Source organism: Pseudomonas fluorescens (assembly GCF_002022275.1).
Classification (GTDB): Bacteria; Pseudomonadota; Gammaproteobacteria; order Pseudomonadales; family Pseudomonadaceae; genus Aquipseudomonas; species Aquipseudomonas fluorescens_AJ.
Genome location: NZ_MSDF01000020.1, coordinates 14,925 through 37,564, shown reverse-complemented (window position 1 = coordinate 37,564; position 22,640 = coordinate 14,925). Strand labels below are relative to the sequence as shown.

Annotated in this window: 21 protein-coding genes; 9 read left to right on the top strand and 12 right to left on the bottom strand. The window is 61.4% G+C overall.

What is annotated here, in order from left to right:
• The first annotated feature begins 145 nt into the window (after positions 1-145).
• A complete protein-coding gene (locus tag BFW87_RS16820; RefSeq protein WP_003171979.1) occupies positions 146-406 on the top strand; it encodes a YebG family protein in 261 nt (86 codons plus the stop codon).
• A 55-nt stretch (positions 407-461) separates the two neighbouring features.
• Here the strand turns inward: BFW87_RS16820 and BFW87_RS16815 are convergent, their stop codons facing one another.
• Positions 462-1,481: a Leu/Phe/Val dehydrogenase gene (locus tag BFW87_RS16815; RefSeq protein WP_078740881.1), complete on the bottom strand. Its 1,020-nt coding sequence runs from the start codon at positions 1,479-1,481 to the stop codon at positions 462-464.
• A 187-nt stretch (positions 1,482-1,668) separates the two neighbouring features.
• Between BFW87_RS16815 and BFW87_RS16810 the strand changes: the two genes are divergently transcribed.
• Positions 1,669-2,472, top strand: coding sequence for a SirB1 family protein (locus BFW87_RS16810; RefSeq protein WP_078740880.1), 804 nt, complete (start codon positions 1,669-1,671; stop codon positions 2,470-2,472).
• A gap of 208 nt (positions 2,473-2,680) precedes the next feature.
• On the opposite strand, the gene BFW87_RS16805 is transcribed toward BFW87_RS16810, so the two are convergent.
• From BFW87_RS16805 to hmgA, 4 genes are all read right to left on the bottom strand, one after another.
• The gene (locus BFW87_RS16805; protein WP_078740879.1) at positions 2,681-4,051 is read right to left on the bottom strand and encodes an MFS transporter; all 1,371 of its coding nucleotides are present in this window, start codon (positions 4,049-4,051) and stop codon (positions 2,681-2,683) included.
• A gap of 138 nt (positions 4,052-4,189) precedes the next feature.
• Positions 4,190-4,834 (bottom strand): maleylacetoacetate isomerase, encoded by a 645-nt coding sequence (maiA, locus tag BFW87_RS16800; protein WP_078740878.1) that lies wholly within the window; start codon positions 4,832-4,834, stop codon positions 4,190-4,192.
• 12 nt (positions 4,835-4,846) lie between these two features.
• Entirely contained in the window at positions 4,847-6,133 is a 1,287-nt protein-coding gene (gene fahA, locus BFW87_RS16795; protein ID WP_078740877.1) for a fumarylacetoacetase, read from the bottom strand.
• Positions 6,134-6,136: 3 nt separating this feature from the next.
• Positions 6,137-7,420 carry a homogentisate 1,2-dioxygenase gene (gene hmgA, locus BFW87_RS16790; RefSeq protein ID WP_078740876.1) on the bottom strand — a complete coding sequence of 428 codons (1,284 nt, stop codon included), beginning with the start codon at positions 7,418-7,420 and terminating at the stop codon, positions 6,137-6,139.
• Between the two features lie 120 nt (positions 7,421-7,540).
• Here hmgA and BFW87_RS16785 point away from each other — a divergent pair, with 120 nt between their 5' ends.
• Positions 7,541-8,320, top strand: a complete 780-nt coding sequence (locus BFW87_RS16785) for an IclR family transcriptional regulator (protein WP_078740875.1) — start codon at positions 7,541-7,543, stop codon at positions 8,318-8,320.
• Position 8,321: 1 nt separating this feature from the next.
• On the opposite strand, the gene dacB is transcribed toward BFW87_RS16785, so the two are convergent.
• The 7 genes from dacB to BFW87_RS16750 all read right to left on the bottom strand — a co-directional run bounded on the left by dacB (position 8,322) and on the right by BFW87_RS16750 (position 16,294).
• Complete coding sequence (gene dacB, locus BFW87_RS16780) at positions 8,322-9,773, bottom strand: D-alanyl-D-alanine carboxypeptidase/D-alanyl-D-alanine endopeptidase (protein ID WP_078740874.1); 1,452 nt, start codon at positions 9,771-9,773, stop codon at positions 8,322-8,324.
• Between the two features lie 222 nt (positions 9,774-9,995).
• Positions 9,996-12,410, bottom strand: a complete 2,415-nt coding sequence (locus BFW87_RS16775) for a TonB-dependent siderophore receptor (RefSeq protein WP_078740873.1) — start codon at positions 12,408-12,410, stop codon at positions 9,996-9,998.
• 109 nt (positions 12,411-12,519) lie between these two features.
• Entirely contained in the window at positions 12,520-13,455 is a 936-nt protein-coding gene (locus tag BFW87_RS16770; protein ID WP_078740872.1) for a glutathione S-transferase family protein, read from the bottom strand.
• Positions 13,456-13,530: 75 nt separating this feature from the next.
• Positions 13,531-13,803: a GIY-YIG nuclease family protein gene (locus BFW87_RS16765; RefSeq protein WP_078740871.1), complete on the bottom strand. Its 273-nt coding sequence runs from the start codon at positions 13,801-13,803 to the stop codon at positions 13,531-13,533.
• Positions 13,804-13,839: 36 nt separating this feature from the next.
• Positions 13,840-14,310: a nuclear transport factor 2 family protein gene (locus BFW87_RS16760; protein WP_078740870.1), complete on the bottom strand. Its 471-nt coding sequence runs from the start codon at positions 14,308-14,310 to the stop codon at positions 13,840-13,842.
• Between the two features lie 334 nt (positions 14,311-14,644).
• On the bottom strand, positions 14,645-15,280 hold the full coding sequence (locus BFW87_RS16755; RefSeq protein ID WP_078740869.1) for a response regulator transcription factor: 636 nt from the start codon (positions 15,278-15,280) through the stop codon (positions 14,645-14,647).
• A 189-nt stretch (positions 15,281-15,469) separates the two neighbouring features.
• On the bottom strand, positions 15,470-16,294 hold the full coding sequence (locus BFW87_RS16750) for a response regulator (RefSeq protein WP_078740868.1): 825 nt from the start codon (positions 16,292-16,294) through the stop codon (positions 15,470-15,472).
• A gap of 388 nt (positions 16,295-16,682) precedes the next feature.
• Between BFW87_RS16750 and BFW87_RS16745 the strand changes: the two genes are divergently transcribed.
• The 6 genes from BFW87_RS16745 (at position 16,683) to BFW87_RS16720 (ending at position 22,636) form a co-directional block, all read left to right on the top strand.
• Positions 16,683-17,306 (top strand): DUF1120 domain-containing protein, encoded by a 624-nt coding sequence (locus BFW87_RS16745; protein ID WP_176159765.1) that lies wholly within the window; start codon positions 16,683-16,685, stop codon positions 17,304-17,306.
• 25 nt (positions 17,307-17,331) lie between these two features.
• Positions 17,332-17,946: a DUF1120 domain-containing protein gene (locus BFW87_RS16740; protein WP_078740866.1), complete on the top strand. Its 615-nt coding sequence runs from the start codon at positions 17,332-17,334 to the stop codon at positions 17,944-17,946.
• A gap of 41 nt (positions 17,947-17,987) precedes the next feature.
• Positions 17,988-18,611: a DUF1120 domain-containing protein gene (locus BFW87_RS16735; RefSeq protein ID WP_078740865.1), complete on the top strand. Its 624-nt coding sequence runs from the start codon at positions 17,988-17,990 to the stop codon at positions 18,609-18,611.
• Positions 18,612-18,711: 100 nt separating this feature from the next.
• The gene (locus BFW87_RS16730; RefSeq protein ID WP_439848389.1) at positions 18,712-19,314 is read left to right on the top strand and encodes a DUF1120 domain-containing protein; all 603 of its coding nucleotides are present in this window, start codon (positions 18,712-18,714) and stop codon (positions 19,312-19,314) included.
• Positions 19,315-19,381: 67 nt separating this feature from the next.
• Positions 19,382-20,059, top strand: coding sequence for a fimbria/pilus chaperone family protein (locus BFW87_RS16725; RefSeq protein ID WP_254865902.1), 678 nt, complete (start codon positions 19,382-19,384; stop codon positions 20,057-20,059).
• 138 nt (positions 20,060-20,197) lie between these two features.
• Entirely contained in the window at positions 20,198-22,636 is a 2,439-nt protein-coding gene (locus BFW87_RS16720) for a fimbria/pilus outer membrane usher protein (RefSeq protein WP_078740862.1), read from the top strand.
• The last annotated feature ends 4 nt before the right edge of the window (positions 22,637-22,640 follow it).

The window sequence follows — 22,640 nt, the reverse complement described above, 5'->3', positions numbered from 1 at the left end:
CGTGATATGAGGCACTGCAAACCTGTATTTACGGGCTACATTAAAAAGCTGCTACCCAAACCCTGTGGTTTGGCTTATCCTTTTAGCTGTATATAAATACAGTAGTCGCAAAAGACAACTATCGTGAAGGCATGTGAGGTGGTGAATGGCCGTCGAAGTGGTATACCGCAGCAGCCGAGATCTGGAGCGTTTGTTCATGGATAAAGCCGAAGCTGACCGTCATGACAAAATGCTTGAACTCGCTGAGTTGCTGGCAGAAGTGTTGCAAAAAGCCGTGCCGTCGCTGAGCGAGCAGCAGGTGGAAGAAGCCGGGATCTACATGGCGAAGAATCGCGATGTATTTGCCAAGGCGTTCAAGAGCCAGCCGGACGCGTTGTCCGAGTTGCTGAACGCAGCGGCGGAATAAAGCCCGAATTGAACAGGCCCTGAGTCATTGGCTCAGGGCCTTTTTAATGCCTGGATTATTTGTAAAGCAGGCGCTCGGCCAGCTCATCGGCGACCCGTGCGGGCGAACGCTTTTCGGCCTGGGCGTGGGCGAAAATTTCCGTAAGGCGCGTGCCGATGTTCGACAGGTGGGCGGTAATGCCGGGCAGTTCGGCGCCGCCATGCTTGAGCGCAACGTAGATCAGGCCGCCGGAGTTGATCACGTAGTCCGGGGCGTAGAGGATGCCGCGCCCTTCCAGTTGATCGGCTATGTCCAGAGTCGTCAGTTGTGCACTCGCAGAGCCGGCCACCGCCGCGCAACGCAGTTGGCCGACACTGTGACGGTTGAACACCGCGCCCAGGCCGCAAGGCGCAAGGATGTCGCAAGGCGTGCTGAGCAAGGCATCATTGGCGATGGGGTGCGCACCGAGCTGTTCCATGGCCAGTTGCACCTTGCCGTGGTCGATGTCGCTGACCAGCAGTTCGGCGCCCGCCGCGTGCAGCTGTTCGGCCAAGGCATAGCCGACATTGCCCAGGCCCTGCACCGCCACGCGTAAGCCTTCTAGGTTGTCGCTGCCCAGGCGCGCCATGGCGGTGGTGCGGATGCCAGTGAATACGCCCATGGCGGTGTGGGAAGAAGGATCGCCAGCGGCGGTGGTGCTGGTGACGAAACGGGTGTGTTGGGCGATGCAATCCATGTCGGCCACCGAGGTGCCGCTGTCGATGGCGGTAATGAAACGGCCGTCGAGCTTCTCGATGCAGCGGCCAAACGCCTCAAACAACGCCGCGCGGCTTTCCACGTGCACCGGGCGAATGATCACCGCCGTGCCGCCACCCACCGGCAAGCCGGCCAGGGCCGCTTTGTAGCTCATGCCTTGGGCCAGGCGCGCGGCATCGGCCACGGCACTTTCATCGTCGGGGTAAGAAAGGTAGCGGCAACCGCCTAACGCAGGGCCCAGGCGGCTGTTATGGATAGCGATGACCGCCTTCAGCCCGGTGATCGGGTCGACGCTCAGGTGCAGCGATTCAAGGCGGGTGCTGTGCATGAGAGCAAACATCGTCAAGCTCCCGAATCACTTCTGGTAGAGGCCCAAGTATAGGCTCGCGGCAAAAAACTGCTGAAGCACGCTGGAATAAGCCGCCCTGTTTCGTGGGCGCAGCGACATAAGCACGTGGGATATCGCTTAAGGTGCTGGACGAACATTCTCAGCAAGGCTAAAACGGGGGCATCCGCCGGAGAACGCAATGAATGCCCGCAAAGCCTTTTTCGCCTGCCTCGAACGTTCCCCGCCTGCGCTGTTTGAAGCCGCGCTGTGGATTGCGGCTGAACACGACCCGAGCGTGCAGCCGCTGCAGATCCTGCAAGACCTGGTCGTGCTGCAACAACAGGTCAGTGTGGGCATGCCCATGCTCCCGGCCGATGAACTCGGCCAACCGTTGTTGCGACTCCTGAACGACCTGGGGTTCGCTCAGGACGACTTCACCCCGCTGCGCCCGGCGGCCGCCCTGCTCGACAAGGTGTTGCAGCGCAAACGCGGGCAACCGCTGGTCATGGGTCTGATTGCGCTGGAGATGGCGCGGCGCCTGAATATCCCCATGGTCGGTGTGAATTTCCCCGGCCATTTCCTGCTGCGAGTGCCCGGCGCCGATCACTTGCTCGACCCGTGCGGCGGCCGACGCCTGTACCCCAATGACTGCCGCGAACTGCTGCACCGGCAATACGGGCCCAACCTGAAGTTGCAATCGGACCACCTGCTCACCGCCGAACCGCGCGCGATTCTGCAGCGGCTGTCACGCAACCTGCGCCAACTGCACCTGTCTAACGACGCCCCGCTCGACGCCCTGATCGATGCCGAGCGCGTGCTGGAACTGGGCAACGCCAGCGCCGCCGACTACCTGGCACGCGCCAGCCTGTACCAACGCCTGGATTGCCCGAGTGCCGAGCGTTTTGACCTGGAACACGCTTTGCTGCTCAGCGACGATCCGATCCAGCGCCTGCGCCTGACCGAGCGACTGGGGCACCTGCCGCCCAACTCAGTGATGCACTAAACACATTCATTGCTGGCGCATGGCTCCTTGTGGCGAGCGGGCTTGCCCGCGTTGGGCTGCGCAGCGGCCCTGATACAGATAAATGCGGTGTGTCAGGCTTTACTCGGCGCCAGGTTTTGGGGCTGCTTCGCAGCCCAACGCGGGCAAGCCCGCTCGCCACAGAAAGCCCATCTCCACAGATAAGCCTGTTTGCCATTAAATTGAGGCGTCAGAGATGTGATGAAGTCTTGAGAATATCGCCCTGCAGCGGGCTCTTCGGCGCCGCCGCCCCAGGCGAACGCACCTGAATAATCAACAACGCCGCAATCACCGCCGGAATCGCGCAGAAAAAGAAAATCTGCTCCACCGGAATATGCATCGCCAGCAGCATGCTGCCAAACAGCGGGCCCAGGATTGAGCCAAACCGCCCCACGCCCAATGCCCAGCCGGTGCCGGTGGCGCGCACGTGCGCCGGGTAGAAGTTGCTGGCAAAGGCGTTGAGGGTCAATTGGCCACCGATGATGCAGAACCCGGCCGCAAACACGCTGGCCACCAGATAACGCGGGTTGTCGTGGTTCAGACCGAGCAGAATGGTGCACACCGCAGCCGCCGCCAACACGCCGGACAGCAGCCGAACCTTGCTTTTCAGGCGGTCGGCGAACCAGGCCATGCCGATGGCGCCCAGCGTGCCGGCGAACAGGAACATCGAGGTCACAAGGTTGGCTTCTTTCAGCGCCAAGCCACTTTCCAGCAACAGCGACGGCAGCCAGCTGATCATGAAATACAGCAGGATCAGGCTGACGAAAAAGGTCGCCCAGATAAGCAACGTCGGGCGTGCATAGCCGTGACGGAACAGCTCCACCACCGTCAGTTTGCTGCCCTGCTCTTGTCTGTTTTCAGCTTCGCTCGCCAGCGGCGGCTGCCAGTCGGGCAGCATGCGCGCCGTGACTTTGCGCAATCGCACATACGGCGGCGCATCACGTAACAACCGTGGCAGGGATTCAGGCAGTAGCCAGACCAAAAACGGAAACAACAGCAAAGGCGTCACACCGCCCGCCAGAAATACCGCCTGCCAGCCGTAGCCTTCGATAAACCCTGCCGCCACAAACCCGCCAGCCGCGCCGCCGAACGAAAAGCCGCACGCGGCCAACGTCACCATCAAGGTACGCATGCGTGGCGGCGAATATTCAGACATCAACGCCATGGCGCTCGGCATCGCGCCGCCCATGCCGATACCGCAGATAAACCGCGCGGCCATCAGCGTGGACAATGAATTGGCAAACACCATCAGCACCGTGAGGCTTGCGTAGATCAGCACGCAACCGAGCAGGATACGCCGCACGCCAAACCGGTCAGCCAGCGGTGTGACCAGCAGCGAGCCCAACGTCAGCCCCAGCAGGTTGGCACTGAATACCGGGCCGAATGCGGCTTTTTCCAGGCCCCAATCCTTGGCCAATGCGGGCACTACGTAGCCGAGTACCTGGGCGTCGTAGCCGTCGGTGACCAGCAGCAACGCCAGCAACAGGAGAATCAACCACTGGTAGCGCGACACCGGACGGGCGTCGAGTGCCGCTCGAAAGCTGGCAATCTGATTGTGCATCGCAAGGTACCTTTATTATTTTTATTCGGGTGAATCCGATCAACTGTGGGAGCTGGCTTGCCTGCGATGGCGCAATGTCAGTCAGTAAATGCTTAACTGACGGACCGCTATCGCAGGCAAGCCAGCTCCCACATTGATTTAGGGTGTTTCAGGGGTGTCTGGTTGGTTGGCGGGATGGGCCTGAATGAACGCCGGATGCTGCGCCGCCAACGCCGCCACGCGGCCGATACGCGGGTACGCCGCCAACGGCACCTTGAAGCGTTCCGCCGCATACAGCTGCGGAATCAGAAACGTGTCCGCCAACCCCGGCTGCTCGCCAAAGCAAAACCCTGTGTCCCCAATCAACTGCTCCACCGCGCCCAACCCCTGGCTGATCCAGTGCCCGATCCACGCCAGCAACTGCGCCTCATCGTGCCCCCACTGGCGCAGCAGGTTCTGGGTGCTGGAGTTATGCAACGGATGAATATCGCAGCCGATGATCGACGCCACCGCACGCTCATGGGCACGAGTCGCCAAGTCCGTGGAAAGCAGCGGCGCCTGTGGATAACGTTCGTCCAGGTACTCAATGATCGCGGGCGACTGAATCAACAGTTCGCCTTCATCCGTACGCAACGCTGGCACGCGACCTTGCGGGTTGATCGCCAGGTACTCCGGCTGCCGATTGGCGCCGCCCGGCGGCACCAGCAAGTTGACCGGCAGCGCGGTGAAATCCAGCCCTTTGAGCGCCAGGGCGATACGCACCCGGTACGACGAGGTAGAGCGGTAATAGGTATAGAGTTCCATCGCCCTGCCCTCTCAGCGCGCCGCGACCACGGTGCCACGGCATTCGCCGAAGCCGATGGAAGCAAACCCTTCTCGGTTGCAACGGGCACGCAGGATGATTTCATCGCCGTCTTCGAGGAACTTGCGGACTTCGCCAGAAGGCAACTCGAGCGCTTTTTTACCGCCTTCGGTCATTTCCAGAAGGCTGCCGAACTGGCCCGCTTCAGGCCCGGAAAGGGTGCCCGAACCAAACAGATCGCCCGCCTGCAACTGGCAACCGTTGACGCTGTGGTGCGCAACGAGCTGCGCAACTGTCCAGTACATATGCAAGCTGTTGCTCAGGGCGAGGCGATGGGCCGGCAGGTTCTGCTCACGCATCGAGGCGGTGGTCAGCAACACCTCCAGCTCGATATCCAAGGCGCCCGCTTTCTGATCGCGGCTATCGAGCAGGTAAGGCAGCGGCTGCGGGTCGCCTTCGGGGCGTGCCGGTTGCGCTTTGCGGAACGGCTCCAGCGCTTCGGCCGTCACCACCCAGGGCGAAATGCTGGTGATAAAACTTTTCGACAAAAACGGGCCCAGCGGCTGATATTCCCAGGCCTGGATATCCCGCGCCGACCAGTCGTTGAGCAGGCAGAAGCCAGCGATATGCTCGGCCGCGTCGCCAATGGCAATCGAGTCGCCCATGGCATTGCCCTGGCCGATCCAGATGCCCAGTTCCAATTCGTAATCCAGACGCGCGCACGGGCCGAAGCTCGGTTCGGTCTGGCCGGCGGGCAGCGTCTGGCCTTTAGGGCGACGCACTTCGGTGCCCGAAGGGCGGATGGTCGAGGCGCGACCGTGATAACCAATCGGCACGTACTTGTAATTCGGCAGCAACGGGTTATCCGGGCGGAACAGTTTGCCGACGTTTTGCGCGTGTTCGATACCCACATAGAAATCGGTGTAGTCGTTGATTTTCGCCGGCACGTGCATCTGGCAATCGGCGGCGCGGTGCAGCACTTGCGCTTCACGGGTGTGCAGCTGGCTGCCTTCGGCGAGCAATTCCAGCAAGCGCTCGCGCAGGGCCACACGCGGGCCACGGCCGAGTTCGAAAAACGCGTTCAACTGGCCGCCAGCAGTGGCTTCAACGGCGCGACGGGCTTCACCGTCGAACTCATCCAGCGCGGCGTGCAGGTCGAGGATCGCATCACCAATCGCCACGCCACTGCGCGGTGCAGAACCGTTGATGCTGAACACGCCCAGCGGCAGGTTTTGCAGGGGGAAATCGGCGTGACCGTTGGCGGAGGTCACCCAGCTGCGGGTTGAAGTTGGCTGAGTCATGGGTTATCTCCGGTTCGGGTTGAAGGTGGCGGGCAGCGAGGCCCAGCACGCGTCGTATGAGGGTTGCAGTTGCGCGCATTCGAGGGCGTACTGCGTGGGGCGCAGCACTTGGCTGGTCTCGAACATGAAGGCCATGGTGTTATCAATCTTGTGCGGCGCCAGGTCCGCGTTGATGGCCTTGGTGCAGGTCTCGCCGTCCGGGCCGTGGGCGCTCATGCAACTGTGCAACGACGCACCGCCGGGCAGAAAGCCCTCGGCCTTGGCGTCGTAGGCGCCCTGAATCAGGCCCATGTATTCGTTCATCAGGTTGCGGTGGAACCACGGTGGCCGGAAGGTGTTTTCGGCCACCATCCAGCGCGGCGGGAAGATCACGAAGTCGAGGTTGGCCAAACCATGGGTGCTGGTCGGCGAGGTCAATACAGTGAAGATCGACGGGTCCGGGTGATCAAAACTCACGGTGCCAATGGTGTTGAAGCGGCGCAGGTCGTATTTGTACGGCACGTTATTGCCGTGCCACGCGACCACGTTCAGCGGTGAATGGTCGAGCTCGCACGCCCACAGTTCGCCGAGGAATTTCTGCACCAGTGTTGTGGGTTGTTTCAGGTCTTCGTAGTGGGCAACCGGTGTGAGGAAATCCCGCGGGTTGGCCAGGCCGTTGCTGCCGATAGGGCCCAGGTCCGGCAGGCGCAGTGGCGCGCCGTGGTTCTCGGCGACGTAACCGCGTGCCTGGGCATCCAGCAGTTCCACGCGAAATTTAAGGCCACGGGGCAACACCACGATTTCCAGCGGCTCGACGTCCAGCACACCCAATTCAGTGGCGATGCGCAGTCGGCCCTGCTCGGGAACGATCAACCATTCGCCATCGGCATTGAAGAACACGCGCTCCATCGAGCGATTCGCGCAGTAGTGATAGATACTGATGCCTGAAGGTTTTTCCGACCCGGAATTGGCAACCATTCCTGCGAGGCCGTCGATAAAGTCCGTCGGCTCGCCTGGAATATCCAGCGGGTTCCAGCGCAGGCGGTTTGGCGTCACGGCGCCCAACGGCCCACCCGCCAGCTGTCGCTCAAGCTTTACAAAGGCCGGGTGATTGGCTGACGGCTGAATGCGGTACAGCCAGGTGCGGCGGGCCTCGCTGCGCGCCATGGTGAAGGCAGTGCCGGAAAACAGCTCAGTGTAAAGGCCGTAGGGGGCTTTTTGCGGGGCGTTCTGGCCGACGGGCAGCGCGCCGGGCAAGGCTTCGCTGGCGAATTCATTGCCGAAGCCCGACAGGTATTCGAGGTTCATGGATCATCCTCTGTACGGAAGTTGTTTTTATCGTAATCCAGTTACGCACAACGTAATTTGATCACTGTCGACCGTCAAGCTATAAAGACGCCCATTCATCTCTCGGATTCTCGCCCCTCCATGGAAAAGCCCCGCGACACCGGTAAACAGAAAGTCCGCTCGGCTGAAGTGGGCACCGATATCCTCAAGGCCCTGGCCGAACTGGCACCGGCGACCTCGCTGTCACGCCTGGCCGAGCATGTACAGATGCCGGCAAGCAAGGTGCATCGCTATTTGCAGGCGCTGATCGCCTCGGGGTTTGCCGAACAGAACACCGCCACCAACCATTACGGTTTGGGCCGCGAGGCGTTGCGTGTGGGGCTGGCCGCGTTGGGCAGCATGGACGTGTTGAAAGTCGGCGCCCTGCCCTTGGCGGAGCTGCGCGATGAACTGAATGAAACCTGCTTCCTGGCGGTATGGGGCAATCAGGGCGCAACCGTGGTGCACATCGAGCCTGCGGTGCGCGCCATCACGGTCGTGACCCAACTGGGTTCGGTGTTGCCGCTGTTGAGTTCGTCCACCGGGCTGGTGTTCAGCGCCTACCTGCCGTCGCGCGAAACCGTGGAGTTGCGTGAGCGCGAGGTTCAGGCCGGTCTCGCCCATGCCTTGGCCGACGATCAGGCCTACGCCACCGTCTGCGAACAGATCCGCAGCCGTGGCTTGCACTTTGTGCATGGTTTGCTGATGCCGGGCGTCGATGCGTTGTCGGCGCCGGTGTTCAACGCGGTCGGGCAGGTGGCGGCGGTAATGACCGTGGTCGGCCCCACCTCACTGTTTCACGCTGATGAAGATGGCCCGGCGGCGCAGCAGTTGCTGGCAGCGACCCGGGCCGTGAGCTGGCGTATGGGCTATCAGCCCTGAATCAATCGTCCCCGCGAGACAGGGCGAGTGCCACGCGGTTTTCCACGCCTTTGACGTGCGCGCCTGCCACGACGTAGTTGTTGGTGATCATCGAAAACACCAACCGGCGCCCGTGGGCATCGGTGAGGTAGCCGCTCAAGGACGACACGCCGCCCATGGAGCCGGTCTTGGCATGCAGGTTGTTTTCCAGCGGTGTGCCGCGCAAGCGATAGCGCAGGCTACCGCCGGTCATGCGGTCGGTGTTGCCGGCAATCGGCAGCGCGTTATACCAGGCGTTAAACCACGGTTGTTTGCTGGCCGCCAGCAACAGGTCGGTGAGGGTTTGCGACGACACCAGGTTAAGCCGCGACAGACCGGACCCATCGACCTGATTCAGCGCCGCCGTGTCCAGCCCCTGACGCTTGAGAAACCCGGCCACCGCCACCGCACCCGCCGCCGCCGTGCCGCTGTTGGACGCCTTGCGCCCCATGGCTTTGAGCAAGGCTTCGGACATGTTGTTGTTCGACAGTTTGAGCAAGGGTGTGATCAGCTCCTGCAACGGCGCGGACTGATGTTCGGCCAGCACGGTGACTGCCACCGGGGTGGCACCCCCGATTATCCGCCGCCCGGACACGCTGATCCCCTGTTGCGTCAAAGCCTGTTCGAACAGGTTGGCGACCAGTTGCGTCGGCTCCCACACACTGACCAATTGCTTGCTTTGCTTGCCCGGCGCCACGGCGCCGCTCAGTTGCAACAGGTTGGTGCCGTGACGACGGTTGATGCCGTAAGTGTTCCCTGGCCCGCTGAGGGCGTGGTTGCTCAGTTGCAGGTAATCGGTGGGCGGGAAAATATCCACACTCACTGGCTGGCCACCGCGCACCGGCGCCTTGGCCGTGACCAGCACGGTACCGGCGTCAAAGTCGGTATTGGGTGACACAGTCAGCGCCGAAATCTGTGCGCCGTAGTAGGTGCTTTCATCGTCGTGGGACCAGTCCACGCCCAACCGCTCGGCGTCGAACCAGGTGTCGTCGAATACAAGATCACCCTGCACCTGGCGAATACCCTGGCTGGCCAGTTGTGCGGCGAGTGCCTGGTAATCGGCGAACTGGATGGTCGGGTCGCCCAGGCCACGCAGGTAGAGATTGCCGGTGAGGCGGTCGCCCTGACGCAGGCCGTTGCTCAGCAATTGCGTGGCAAAGCGGTATTGCGGGCCCAGCACATCCATCGCGGCTGCGGTGGTCAGCAATTTCAGGTTGGAGGCCGGAACCAGTCGCGTACGCGGGTTGTGTTGGTACAGCGTTTTGCCGCTTTGCGCATCGCGCACCATCAGCGAAACCGTGGCGCCGTGCAGCGCCGGGTCGGCGAGCAATTGGTCCAGAGAGGTTGAGGTCGGTGAAACACTCGCGCAGCCTCCCAGTAAAAAACTCAAGCCCACCAGCATCGCGCCGGTATGTATCCATTTGCCCAACTGCATCAGTAGCGTTTTCCCGCGAAGTGTTCAGTGGCGGCAACGCTAACAGCTCTGGCTTGTCGTGGCGAGCGGGCTTGCCCGCGTTGGGGCGCGAAGCGGCCCCTCTCAATGCCACCGCATTTTTCCAGGTACACCGCAGTGTCGGGTTTTGGGGCTGCTACGCAGCCCAACGCGGGCAAGCCCGCTCGCCACAGGAAGCCCGCTCGCCACAGGATGTCGATTGCCTTAGAACGTCAGGGTACTGGACACCGACACCTGCCGCGCATCGCCAATGGATACAAACTGCGTGTTCACTGAAGAGGTGTAGTACGTGCGATCAAACAGGTTCTTCACGTTGAGCTGAAACTTGACCTTCTGCCCGTCGACTTTGGTGTCATAGCTGGCGAACGCATCAGCCACGGTGTAGCTCGGTAGTTCGAAGCTGTTGGCCGCGTCCCCTGCCCGCTCGCCCACGTAACGCGCACCGGCGCCGACGCGCAGTTGATCGCCACCCAGAATGCTGCCGAAGTCATACACGGCCGACAACGAACCGGTGTTTTTCGCCACGTTCTGCAGGCGGTTGCCCTTCAGCGTCGGGTCTTCGGTGACCTCCGCGTCGGTGTAGGCATAGCTGCCGATCAGGCTCCAGTTGTCGGTCAACTGGCCGCTGGCATCCAGCTCCAGGCCGCGCGAGCGCACCTTGCCTGCCACGCTGTAGACGGCCGCCAGACCGTCCCCAACCTGCACCAGCACATTGCGTTTTTCGATGTTGAACAACGCCGCGCTCGCGGTGATGCGCCCCGGCATGTCGAACTTGGTGCCCAACTCCCAAGCCTTGGATTGCTCGGGCTCGAGGCTGCCGTCCAGCACGCTTTTGTTGGCCAGTGGCGCGATGGTCGAGTTGGGTTTGAACGATTCGGTGTAACTGCCATAGAACGACAATTCATCGGTGTAGCGGTACACCAGGCCCGCACGCGGCACCCATTTCTGGCCGTTGCCATCGGTGTTGGCCGTGAAGGGCACGCCTTTGCCGGCGTATTGGTCGTACATCTGGTAGCGCGCGCCGCCCACCAGAATCCACTGGTCGTTCAGGTGAATGGCGTCCTGGAAGAACAGCGAGTCACTGCGCAGCAGGTCGGTCTGGTTGCTGTCCGGCGCGCTGACGGTGGTGCCCGCCACTTCGTTGCCGTACACCGGGTTGTTGTAGTTGAAGGTGCCGCGCGGGGCCTGACGAATCAGGTCGGCACGGTAGATTTTGCGGTATTCGTCGTCCAGGCCGAACACCAGATCGTGTTGCATGCCGGCCACGTTGACTTTGCCTTCCAGGCTGGTGGTGGCGAAGCGGTCGGTGGTCAGCGCGCCCTGGGTGCCGTCCATGCTGCGGGTCAGCGTGCCGTTGGTGTTGACCTTGACCGCGCGCACTTGGCTGGCGTCGTAGGTTTCGCGGTTCCAGCTGTAGCCGAAGTGGGCTTTCCAGTCGTCGTTCAAGTCGTGATCGACTTCCAGACGGTACAGGTCGGAGCGGCCTTCCATGTTGTTGAACGGCTCATCCAGCCGACGCGTCGCGGGGATGTTCAGCGGATGATTGGTCTTGGGATCGATGGCGGTGCCACGGTCGAACGGCGAGAGAAATTCGCGATGTTCATAGGCGAACACTACCTTGGTGGTGTCGCCGTACCAGGCCAGGGACGGCGCCACCAGCGTCTCGCGGTGGGTGCCGAAGTTGCGCCAGTAATCTTCGTCTTCATGGTCAACGATCAGGCGATAGGCCAGACCGCTGTCACCAATGGGCCCGGTGGTGTCGAGGTTGCCGCCGCTGCCATTCTTGCCGTCGCCGAAGGTCGAACCGCGTGCGGTCAGGGACGTGGACTGCACCAGCTCAGGCTTTTTGCTGACGATATTGACCACGCCGCCCGGGTCCTGAATGCCGTACAGCAACGACGATGGGCCCTTGAGTACCTCGACGCGTTCGGCGGTGGAGTTCAGCGCGCGGCCCTGCACCACTGGCATGCCGTCCTGCATGATCGAGCCGTTACGGTTGTCGCCAAAGCCACGCAGCATCACCGCGTCCTGGGTGCTGCCGAGGGTGTTGGCCTGGGTGATGCCGCTGATATTGGCCAGGGCGTCGTCCAGGTTGCGCGGTTGTTGGTCGCGCAACACTTGGGCGGGCACTACGTTGACGGTTTGCGGGGTTTCCAGCAGCAGGCCGTGGGAGCGCATCACTGAACTGGTGGGCGGCGGCTGGTAGCTGGTGGTCTCTTGCGTCGGGTTGGCGCCGCTGATGGTGGTGGCGCCGAGGTTGACCGCACCGTCGGTGGGCACCGGCTCCAGCGCCAGAGTGCGGGCGTCGATCTGGCGGAAGGTAAAGCCCGAGTTGCCGAGCAGGCGTTGCAGGGCCTGGGTTGCGCTCATCTGCCCGCTGACCGCAGGGGCGTTCAAACCGTACGGCGCTTCATCGGTATAGATCACGCTGATCCCGGTGACCCGGCTGAAATCGGCCAGGGCCTGGGGCAGCGGTTTGGCTGCCAGGGCGAAAGTGAACTGGGCGCTTTGCTGCTCCTGCGCCTGCGCGATGCTCAAAGGCAGCAACGCCAACCCGGATACCGCCAATACCGAGGCTCCCAGCCACTGTTTAACCCAACCGCCCGCCGTCGACTTCATGCTGTGAGAACCCGTGTAGAAAACGCTGTTAATGCGAATAGATCGCAGTTTCAAGCACTACACGGTTGGGCGGTGGATTTACCTCACCTTCTTTTGAAAATAATTTTAATTATTGCGCCTGCAGGCGGAAGCCAAAGCGCGGGAAATGCACATGCACGATGCCGCCGCGTTCGTCGGTACGCCGCAGGATCAGCTCTTCGCGGCCGGCAAACAGCAATTCACCGGCGATCGGATCTACGCCGTAGTCCGTCGCGCTGATGGTGACTTGCTGGCCTGCCTTGAAGCCGTTGGGGTCAACGAAGACTTCGTCCGGCAAAACCGCCGGAGTGGCATTGCGTGCAATTTCCAAGGCCTGCTCGGCACTCATTTCGCTGGCGGTGCCGTGGCCAAAACCCAACACCCGACCCAGCCACGCCACAACCGCCGGATACTCATCCACCAACGGTGCCGTCACCAGCGTGGCCTTGAGAAACCACAGCGCGTGGGCCAGGGCAAAGTCGGCAATTGACGCTTCGCCGAACAGGAAGTCGCCCGACTCGTGCTGCAATTGTTGCTCCACACGCAGCATGATCGCCGGCCATTGATGCCGTGCCAGCTCGGGCGGAATTTTGTTGGCGGTACCGCCGGTGAACAAGCCCACACGGTCCGCGATAAACGCCTTCAAGACTTCCGGCGGCAACTTGGCAAACCGCACCGCCACCGATTCCGGCTGGAACACCAGGCTCACGGCATGGTGAAACACCACGCTGTCGGCCCAGGCGGCGAAGGCTTGGGTGTTCATTTCCTGACCACGTGGAAACAGCGCTGGCGCGGCTTTTTCCTGCTCCAGGCGACGGGCGATCAGGGCCGTGTCGCAATAAATATCCGCGCCGATCTGCAACACCGGGGTTTTGCGATAGCCGCCGGTCAGTGCGGTCAGATCGGGCTTTGGCAGCATCGGCGGCACCAGCACCGAGTGCCAGGACAAGCCCTTGAAGCCCAGCAGCAAGCGGGCTTTTTCAGCAAAGGGGGATTGCGGGTAATGGTGGAGGATCAACTCGGACATGCCAGGCTCCGCTCAATAAATGAGCCGCCAGCTTAGCGCGCAAAACCGTATAGCGGGGTGATGGAAACCCATCAGTCAGCCTGATGATCCACTGGCCGCCAGGCACTCCTTGGCGCTCTTTTTCAATTTTTTGATCAGCCGTTCCTGGCGCAGCGCATCGCCCTTGCTCGCGCATTGCTCGGTGTACACCAGCGCCACCGCCGGGCTCGACAGAAAAAACCGCGCGCCCTTGCCGCTTTGATGGGAAGCAAAACGGCGCACCGGGTCATTGCTGATGCCGCAATACAGCGAGCCATTGGCGGCGCGCACCAGGTAGACGAACCAGGGTTTGGGGTCAGGCGTGGTCACGGGTGAATTCGGCACAGCAAAGGGGCGCCAATCTTATCAACGACTGGCCTGAAATGCCTTCAAGCCTTTGAGCGCCTGGGCGCGCACGGCGTTTTTCAGCGCAGGCGACCAACCCAGCAACAGGCCCTTGACGCCCAGCGCCTGCCGCGACCAGCGCCACAGGTCGAAGTGGTCATGGTGTTCACTGATCTTGCCGTCGCGAAACACAAACCGCGCGCCGATATCGTTGACCACCGTATTGCCGGTGGCGCTGAACAGGTACGTCGCCACCCAGTGCGCGCTGCCAGTGGTTTCGTCACTGCGCACATGGTCGAAGGTCAGGGAAAAGTCTTTGGCGCGGGTGGTGAGCATGCGCCACATGTCACCGGCATCGCGCCCGCGCAGTTCGCCGAAAGCCGGGTCGCTGAACACCACATCATCGGTGTAGCAGGCGGCCATGGCTTCGGCGTCCAGGCGCTGGAACGCTTGGTAGAAGCGGGTGATCAGGGCGTCGTGGGCATCACTCATGGGCAGGTCTCCGGGCTTTGTTGTTATCCGGCTTGCACGATAGTCTGCGCGTGGGCGGAAGGCTATGCCCATTTGCCGTACCCTGGATCGCCTGTACCTCCAATGGCCTGTAGCTTGATGTGTTAATTGCGCAACTTTTTCATTCATCACGTGTACGCAAGCATGCGTTTGCCTCCAAAGCGACACAGGCCAAAAGGCGTAACATTACGACCTTTAAATGACATGGGAGATTTAAGTCACGGCGCAGTATCACTTGAGACTCGAAGAATTTATCCGGCAACTACGACATACCCAATACACGTATTACGAACACCCGATCATTAAAAAAAATCAACTAAGGCACCATGCCGACATCTCGCGCATAGGTAAACAAGTCCACATCGGTCGAGATACACAACCGGTGCATTGCCGTACTCTTTTGCTTGCTGATAGTTGAAATACTGCGATTAACGCGCGCCGCAATCTGGCTGACGGTCATACCGCTGGCCAACATGCGCACCACTTCCTGCTCCTTGCCCGACAACTTGGGTGCCTGGGTGGGTTGCGCCACGCAGGCCTGGTCCAGTTGCACGCGCAAACACTCACTGACAAAAGTGCGCCCCTGCGTCACCGTCATCAACGCCTTGGGCAACTCCCTGGCGGAGGCGCTCTTGGCGATGACGCCTTTGGCGCCGTGGCCAAAGGCGGCTCTGAGGGTCGCGACATTGGCGAACATGGTCACCAGAATTACCGGCAAGTCAGGGTACTTTCGGTTCAACAAACCCAGTAAACCATAGCCGTCGGCCTGTTGATTCCCGGGCATGGCGAAGTCCGTAACGATCACATCGCAAGGCACCCGGTCCACCAGATCAAGCAGTTGATCCGGGCCATCGGCCTCGCCCACTACTTTGCACTTACCACTGGCCTCGATCACCACTCTCTGGCCCACACGAACAATAGGGTGATCGTCAGCAATAATGATGCGGATCATCGGCTTTTCCATGATGGCAATTTGAGACTGGCAAAATAGCGCGATAGTCTTTTTGCAACAATAGGAAATAAATCACTCATTAAGCGTTCCGCCCCGTGTTTAAAGAGCCCTTCACAAGTGCCCACACAACAAAGAGAAAATACATACGGAAAAGTACTACATAGAAAAGTATAAATTCCGTCGCCGACTTTAGAGATGAGCCAAGTAATCAAGATACCGTTCGACGTGTAGTCGCAATTCATCCAGGGCCGACTGATTCAGCGCCACTCCGGATACATGCACGGCATTGATCAGCGCAATTGCGCCGCCTTCCAGGCCGGTTTCACCCAGAAACGCGATGCTCCCCACCAAGCGATGCAAACACTGTGCGGCCAGGATGGCATCCTGGGACACTTGCGCATCGGTCAACACCGCCAGGTCTGCATGCGCTTCCTGGATCAGGCTGGACAGCATCGGTTCCACCACGTCCCAGGCACCAAATGCATCAATCAGGCTGGTACGGCTGGGAAAGGTGTGACTGCGCACCGTCAATGGGCGCGTATGTTTTTCCATAGCACCTGCAGACGATAGCGGCGCCAGCCAGTAGCACAGCGCCTCACGCAGCTGCGCCAGCCCGATGGGCTTAGTCAACCAACCGTCCATACCGCACGCCATGCAGCGATTGATTTCCTCCGGCCCCTGACTCACCGTCAATGCCAGGACCGTAATGGGCGGCCGCCCTTCGGCGTGTTCGCGACGCCGTAACTCGCGCGTCATTGCATAACCGTCCATCACCGGCATTCGGCAGTCACTGATCACCAAATCGAAACGTTGGGCGGCCAACGCATGCAGGGCCTGTTCACCATTGCTGCAACTTTGGTGGGCCACGCCCAGCTTTTCCAGCAGTGAGTCCAAGAGCAAGCGATAGGTGCGGTGGTCGTCGACCACCAGTACCCGTGCGCGCGACCAATGACTCGTCGCGGTAGAGCCAGGTAATGCCTGGCGCAAATCGCGGTCTGCATGACTGCCCGGCATAGTGCCCTCATCAAGAGCGACCCGGCCGACCGGCTGGCCAGCAGCACGCCGTCAACCCCATTCGAACCGTTCGCCCCAAGGCGATTAGTTGAGGCCCGATGAAGGCCTCAAAAAATCAAAGAGCGCGAAAAAATACCCGAACGAATGATGCACAGCGATACAACAACTACGACAACCCGCGTTTAAACAGGTTTTCCAACTAAACAAGCCCTCGATGTCATTGCCACCCTGTCATTCGTAATAGTTGCATTTCCCGCACTTCATCCCGGCGATAAATTCTCTCCCGCTTTTCCCTGAAGCTGCGTGTGCCCGCAAAAACCCCAAAAACCCTGGGCAACTTCACCGCGCAATCTGTCCCTTAAGCCCTTACATAGGAATGCCGGTTGATATGAACGTTTTCATCTCCCCCCTTACTGGCGCTTTGCTGGTCATCTGTTCCCCGTGGGCGCTGGCTGCCAGCAGCGTCGATTTGAACGTCAAGAGCAGCATTACCCCGAGCGCCTGCGTACACAGTTTGTCTGACGACGGAAGTGTCGATTTCGGCAAGCTCCCGGCCAAGGACCTGAAGGTCGACATCTCTACCCAGCTGCCGCCGGTCACGCTCAAGTTGAACATCACCTGCGAAGCGCCGACCTTGTTTGCGCTGTACGGCCGAGACAACCGCTTGGGATCAGCCCACTTCACCCTGCCCCACAATTACGGCCTGGGCCTGATCAATGGCGATCAAAAGTTGGGCAGCTACGGGATCGGTGTGTTCGATCCGGTCGCGGATACGCCCGTGTCGCCCTTGCTCTCCTACGACAACGGGGACACGTGGCTGGTCAATTCCTCCGGTAGCTATATGGCGACAAATGCGTTGAACGCGTTCGGCGACTCGCCTACGCCAAAGGCACTGCAGAACCTGGCGGTCGACCTGCGCATCATCGCCCTCATTGCCGCCTCAAAAAATCTTGACCTGACCAGCGAAGTCCCCCTGGACGGCTCAGCAACCATCGAATTGCGTTACCTATAACCCTTCCTCACAAGGACTTGTGCCTATGAACAGAACCGCTGTTGCTCTCTTGCTGGCTGCGTGTGCGCCGGGCGCTTTCGCCGCCAGCAGCGCCGACCTCAGTGTCTCCGGGAGCATTACCCCCAGTTCCTGCACGCCGACCCTTTCCAATGGCGGCGTGATTGACCACGGCAAGATGACTGCCAGGGACCTGCAACCCACCAAACCCACGTTGCTCGACGCCGCTGAAATGCGCCTTGAGGTCGTGTGCGAGGGCGAGACGTATTTCACCCTGACCACGGTGGACAACCGCGCCGGCACCTCTGCCATCAACCCGGCGCATCACGGCCTGGGCACCACCGTTGAAGACCAGAAACTGGGCAGCGTGGCGTTCTCGCTGTTTGACCCGGTGGCGGATGAAAACCCGGTCAACGTGATCATCTCGCGCAATGGCGGCGCCAACTGGAACCTCTCGCCTTACCTGGGGCACGAGGCGCTGACGTCGTTTGCCGCCGTCGGCGGGCCCAATACACCCATCGCGCTGAAAGCGCTGAGCGCGCGGTTGCGCGCGTTCACCATCATCGTCAAATCCACCGACCTGACCTTGCTCGATGAAGTGCCGATCGACGGCCAGGCCACGCTGCAACTGAAGTACCTGTAAGCAGCCGTTTTTTTCTACTTAACCCTATTAGGAGCAACACCATGAACAAGACCCTGAACTCCCTGTTTGCCACGCTGCTGATCACCGGTGCCGGTAATGCCATGGCGGCGTCCAGCGTTGACTTGACCGTCAAAGGGTTGATTACGCCGAGTGCGTGTGAACCTACCCTGTCCAAGGGCGGAAATGTCGAGATCGGCAAAATATCAGCCAAGGACCTGAAAGCTGACGAGCACACGACTTTGGATGATCAATTACTGGAGCTAACCGTCACCTGCGATGGCGCAACGCTGATGGCAATCGAGCCCAAGGATAACCGCGCAGGTTCGGCTTCAACCATCGACGACGCATCCTTCGGCCTGGGCCTGGTCAACGGCAACGAGAAGCTCGGTTACTTCGCGATGATCCTCGATGCCCCAGTGGCCGATGGCACCGAACTCGGCCCGATTGACTCGCGCGACGGCGGCCTGACCTGGACCCGCCTGATGTTCCTGATCAACAACGGCATCACCTCCGTCGCCAACAGCACCACCATTGCACCGGTACCGGTGCAGTCACTCGTCGCCAACCTGATCATCGCACCCAGCATCGCCCCGACCAGCGGCTTGACCCTGACCGAAGAAGTGCCCATCGATGGCTCCGCGACCCTGACCGTCAAATACCTGTAATGGCATGCGGGCGCAGCGCAGTGCGTAGCGCCCGCTCAACCGGATGTCCCCTTAACCACGGTTTCAACTCCCGACCATGAACACGCTCTCACGCCGCATGATGCCGCTTTTTCTGTGCCTGACCGCCACACCTGCGCTGTGCGCCTCGTCGGTGGAGGTGACACTGAGTGGCAGCATCATTCCCAGTGCCTGCACGCCGACGTTGTCACCCAGTGGCATCGTCGATCATGGGCGGGTGCCGGCCCGTTCCCTCAATCAATACGAGTTCACGCAACTGCCCGGCAAGACACTGGACCTGCATGTGAGCTGCAACGAGCCGGTGCTGTTTGTGCTGGTCGGCGTGGACAACCGTGCCGCCTCCTCGGTGGGCCCGGGTTTCTATTACGGCCTGGGCAACAACATCCATGCGCCGGATGAGCGCCTGGGCTCGGTGTCCCTGGCGATTCGCGAGGTGATGGCTGACGACCAGCGCGCGCTGGTACTGGCGTCCAGCAACCAGGGCGAAACCTGGTTCCCGGAATCCAATGCCTACCCGGACAACTACATGGGTTTCGCACACCCCGGCACGCTGGTGCCGGAACGTCATCGCCTACTGACCGCCAGCCTGGAAATCAAAACATCCATCAACGCTGCCGCCTACCTGACCCTCGACCAAGAGGTGCCGCTGGACGGCTCCATCGTGCTAGACCTGAGGTACTTGTAGCCATGTTTCCCCTTGTTTTGCGCTCTTTACACGGGCCATCCACTTCGTGCGCTATGCCTGCCTCTACATTGGCGCACTGGCCCTGACGCTGTGGGGCCCGCCCCTGGTACTCGCCGACGGCATGGTGCCAGACACTTCGGTGGTGATCGTCAACGAGGCGGACGGTGAGGCCTCGGTGTCGGTGACCAACACTGACGCCAAGCTCGCCTTGCTGCACGTGACCCTGGAAAACATCCCCGAAGACACAGCCTCTCGACTGTTCGTTACGCCGCCCCTGTCGCGCGTTGAACCCTCCAAGAGCCAACTGATCCGCTTCATCCTGCAAACCCCTGAACCCTTGCAGACCCAGCACTTGATGCGGGTGATTTTCGAAGGCATGCCTCAGGGCAAAGCCGCCGGCCAAGCGGGTCACGCACGGGTCGGCGTGACCGTGCGCCAGAACCTGCCGGTGATCTTGCATCCCAAGGGCCTGGCCCCCAACCGCACACCGTGGACCGGGCTTACCTGGAGCCTGCAAAACAGTCAATTGAGCGTGCATAACCCGACGCCCTACGTGGTGCGCATGGCGCAGGAATTGAAGCTGCTGCCGGGCGACGGTTCAGCATTGTTACCACGCACTTACGTACTGCCGGGTGAAACCTTGAGTGTTACGGCCAGCCAAGCCGCGGCCCGCACCGTGCAGCTACAACCGGCCACCGTTTATGGCTTTGCCGTGGAACCGTACCAAGCACCGATCACCCTCTGATCGCAGCGCCGGGGGGACTGGTTCCCCGGCGCCCTGATAACGAAGTGGCCTCACAGTGAAGGCCACCAGAAGCCTGCCCGCGCCAGGGAATGGAACGGGAACGCTTCCATTATTTGAGTACGACTTGTGAGCACAGTAATGACTGACCGCGACGGCGAAGCCATGCCTGGCGTTTCGCCTCGCCGGGTGCGCCGCAGCCTGCTGGCGAGCCTCGCGCTGACCCTCGGGGCCACCCTGCCGGCGGGCAAAACCCAAGCCGACGAGTCCACCGGATCGTTTGACCCGCAAACCTTGTCCCAGCGCGGTATCGATCCTCAGTTGGCCAATCTGCTGTTGGAGGCACCGCGCTTCGCCGCCGGGCGCCATGCCCTCAACCTGAACGTCAACGGCCAGCGGCGCGGCCGGGTCGACGTAGTGTTCAACCACCAGGGCGCGTTGTGTTTCAACCAGGCGCTGCTGGACGCGGGCATCTTGCATATACCCGCTGACAATGCCGAATGTCATGACTTCCTCGGCACATACCCGCAAACCGTGATCGAGCAAGACCCAGCCAGCCTCAGCCTGTCCCTGATCGTGCCGACCGAAGCCTTGCGCCCAGCCGTGAGAGACGTTTCCGGCTACCAGACCGGCGGTTTTGCCGGCTTGCTGAACTACGACGTCACCGGGCTGCATAACGAATACGGCGACGACAACAGCCGCTTTGCCTCGGCCAACACCGAAGTCGGCTTCAACGCCGGCGACTGGATCGTGCGCAGCCGTCAGGTGCGCACCTGGCAAGACAAAGTCTCCCGTACCACCCACCTGGACGCCTACGCCCAGCGCACTTTTGCCGAACAACAGACGGTGTTCCAGGCGGGGCAGATCAACCTGTATAACCCGGTGCTGGCGGGTGCACAGATCACCGGTGCCCAGGTGCTGACCGAAACCGCACTGCAGGACCAGAACCAGGGCGCGACCATCACCGGCATCGCCAACAGCCCGGCGCAGGTGGAAATCCGCCAGAACGGCACGCTGATTCATTCCACCGTTGTGCCTGCCGGGCCGTTTTCGCTGACCGATGTGCGGCGCCTCAACAGCCGCTCCGACGTGGAAGTCACGGTCAAGGAAACCAGCGGTGAGGAGCGACGTTTCACCGTGCCCGCCGCCATGCTTGGCCTGGGCCTGCCGTCGCCGGGTTACTCGGTGGCCGCCGGCCGCATCCGTAAAATCGGTGACGGCGAAGGCGCCGAGCCTTGGGTGGTCAGTGGCGGCTGGAGCGGTGCGTTGCATCCTCAGGTCAGCGTGGGCACCGGTGTATTGGCGGCAGAAGATTACCGCGCTGCCGGGCTGAATCTTGGGTGGTTGCCGTGGCAGGACAGCCAATTTCAAATTTCTACGCAGCTCGCCCAGGCCAGTCGCCAAGGCAATGAGCGCGGCGTGCAGACCGACCTGTCGTGGTCCCAACGCCTGACTGAGCACTGGGCGATCACCACCGCTGGCTCCTGGCGCAGCCTGGGTTATCGCGACCTGGAGGATTCCACTTACACCACTGACACCCGCGAACAACAACGCTCGCGCTACCGCGACCAACAGAGCGCCACAGCGTCGTGGTCGCATCCGATGCTGGGGGCGTTCAGCGCGGGCATCTCGCGCTCATCGACGTTTACCGGCGACAGCAGCAGCCGCGCACTGGCGTCGTGGGGCACCAGCTTTGGCCGAGTGTCGGTGTCGGCCAGTGCCGAGTGGCAAGTCGGCGGCCGCCAGCAAAGCGATGACAGTGTCTACCTGAACATCAGCGTACCTCTCGGTGAAAACCGCCGTGGCCGCGCATGGGCACGTAATGCCGGCGGCGAACACCGCATCGGCGCAGGCATCAGCGAGCAACTCAATGACCAGTTGAGCTACCGCGTCGGCGTGGAACGCGACAGCCGTGACCGCGAAGTGGAGTCGTCCGTGGGCGTCTCGGCCCTGCCGTATTACAGCCAGCTGGACTTCAACTACACCCGCAGCGACGCAGAGCGTTCCAGCTATCAAGGCGGCGCGCGCGGTGGCGTAGTGCTGCACGGCGATGGCCTGACCTTCTCGCCCTACCCGGTGCGCGAAACCTTTGCGGTGATGTCGGTGGGCGACATGGCGGGGATCAAAGTCAGTACCCCCAGCGGTCCGGTGTGGACCGACTGGCAAGGCCAGGCCGTGGTGCCGCAACTCAGCGCCTATGGCCGCAGCCCGGTGGAAGTGCAAACCCGTTCGTTGCCGCGCAACGCCGATATCAGCAACGGCCTGGCCGTGCTTTCCGTCGGGCGCGGGGCGGTAGACAAAGTCGAATTTGGCGTGGCCCTGACGCGTCGTGCACTGCTCAACGTCACCACGGCGGATGGCCAACCACTGCCCCGTGGCGCCACCGTGAGTACCGCCGACGGCGAGTTCGTGACGCTGGTGCAGGAAGGCAGTCAAGTGTTCCTGCCCGATGTACTCGAACGTCGCCCGCTGTGGATCAGCGCCCCTGGCCAACCCCGCTGCCGCCTGAGCTTCGACCTGCCTGAGAAAGGCGACTCCGAGGTGTATTACGAAACCGCACCGGCGCGGTGCCAACCATGAGGAC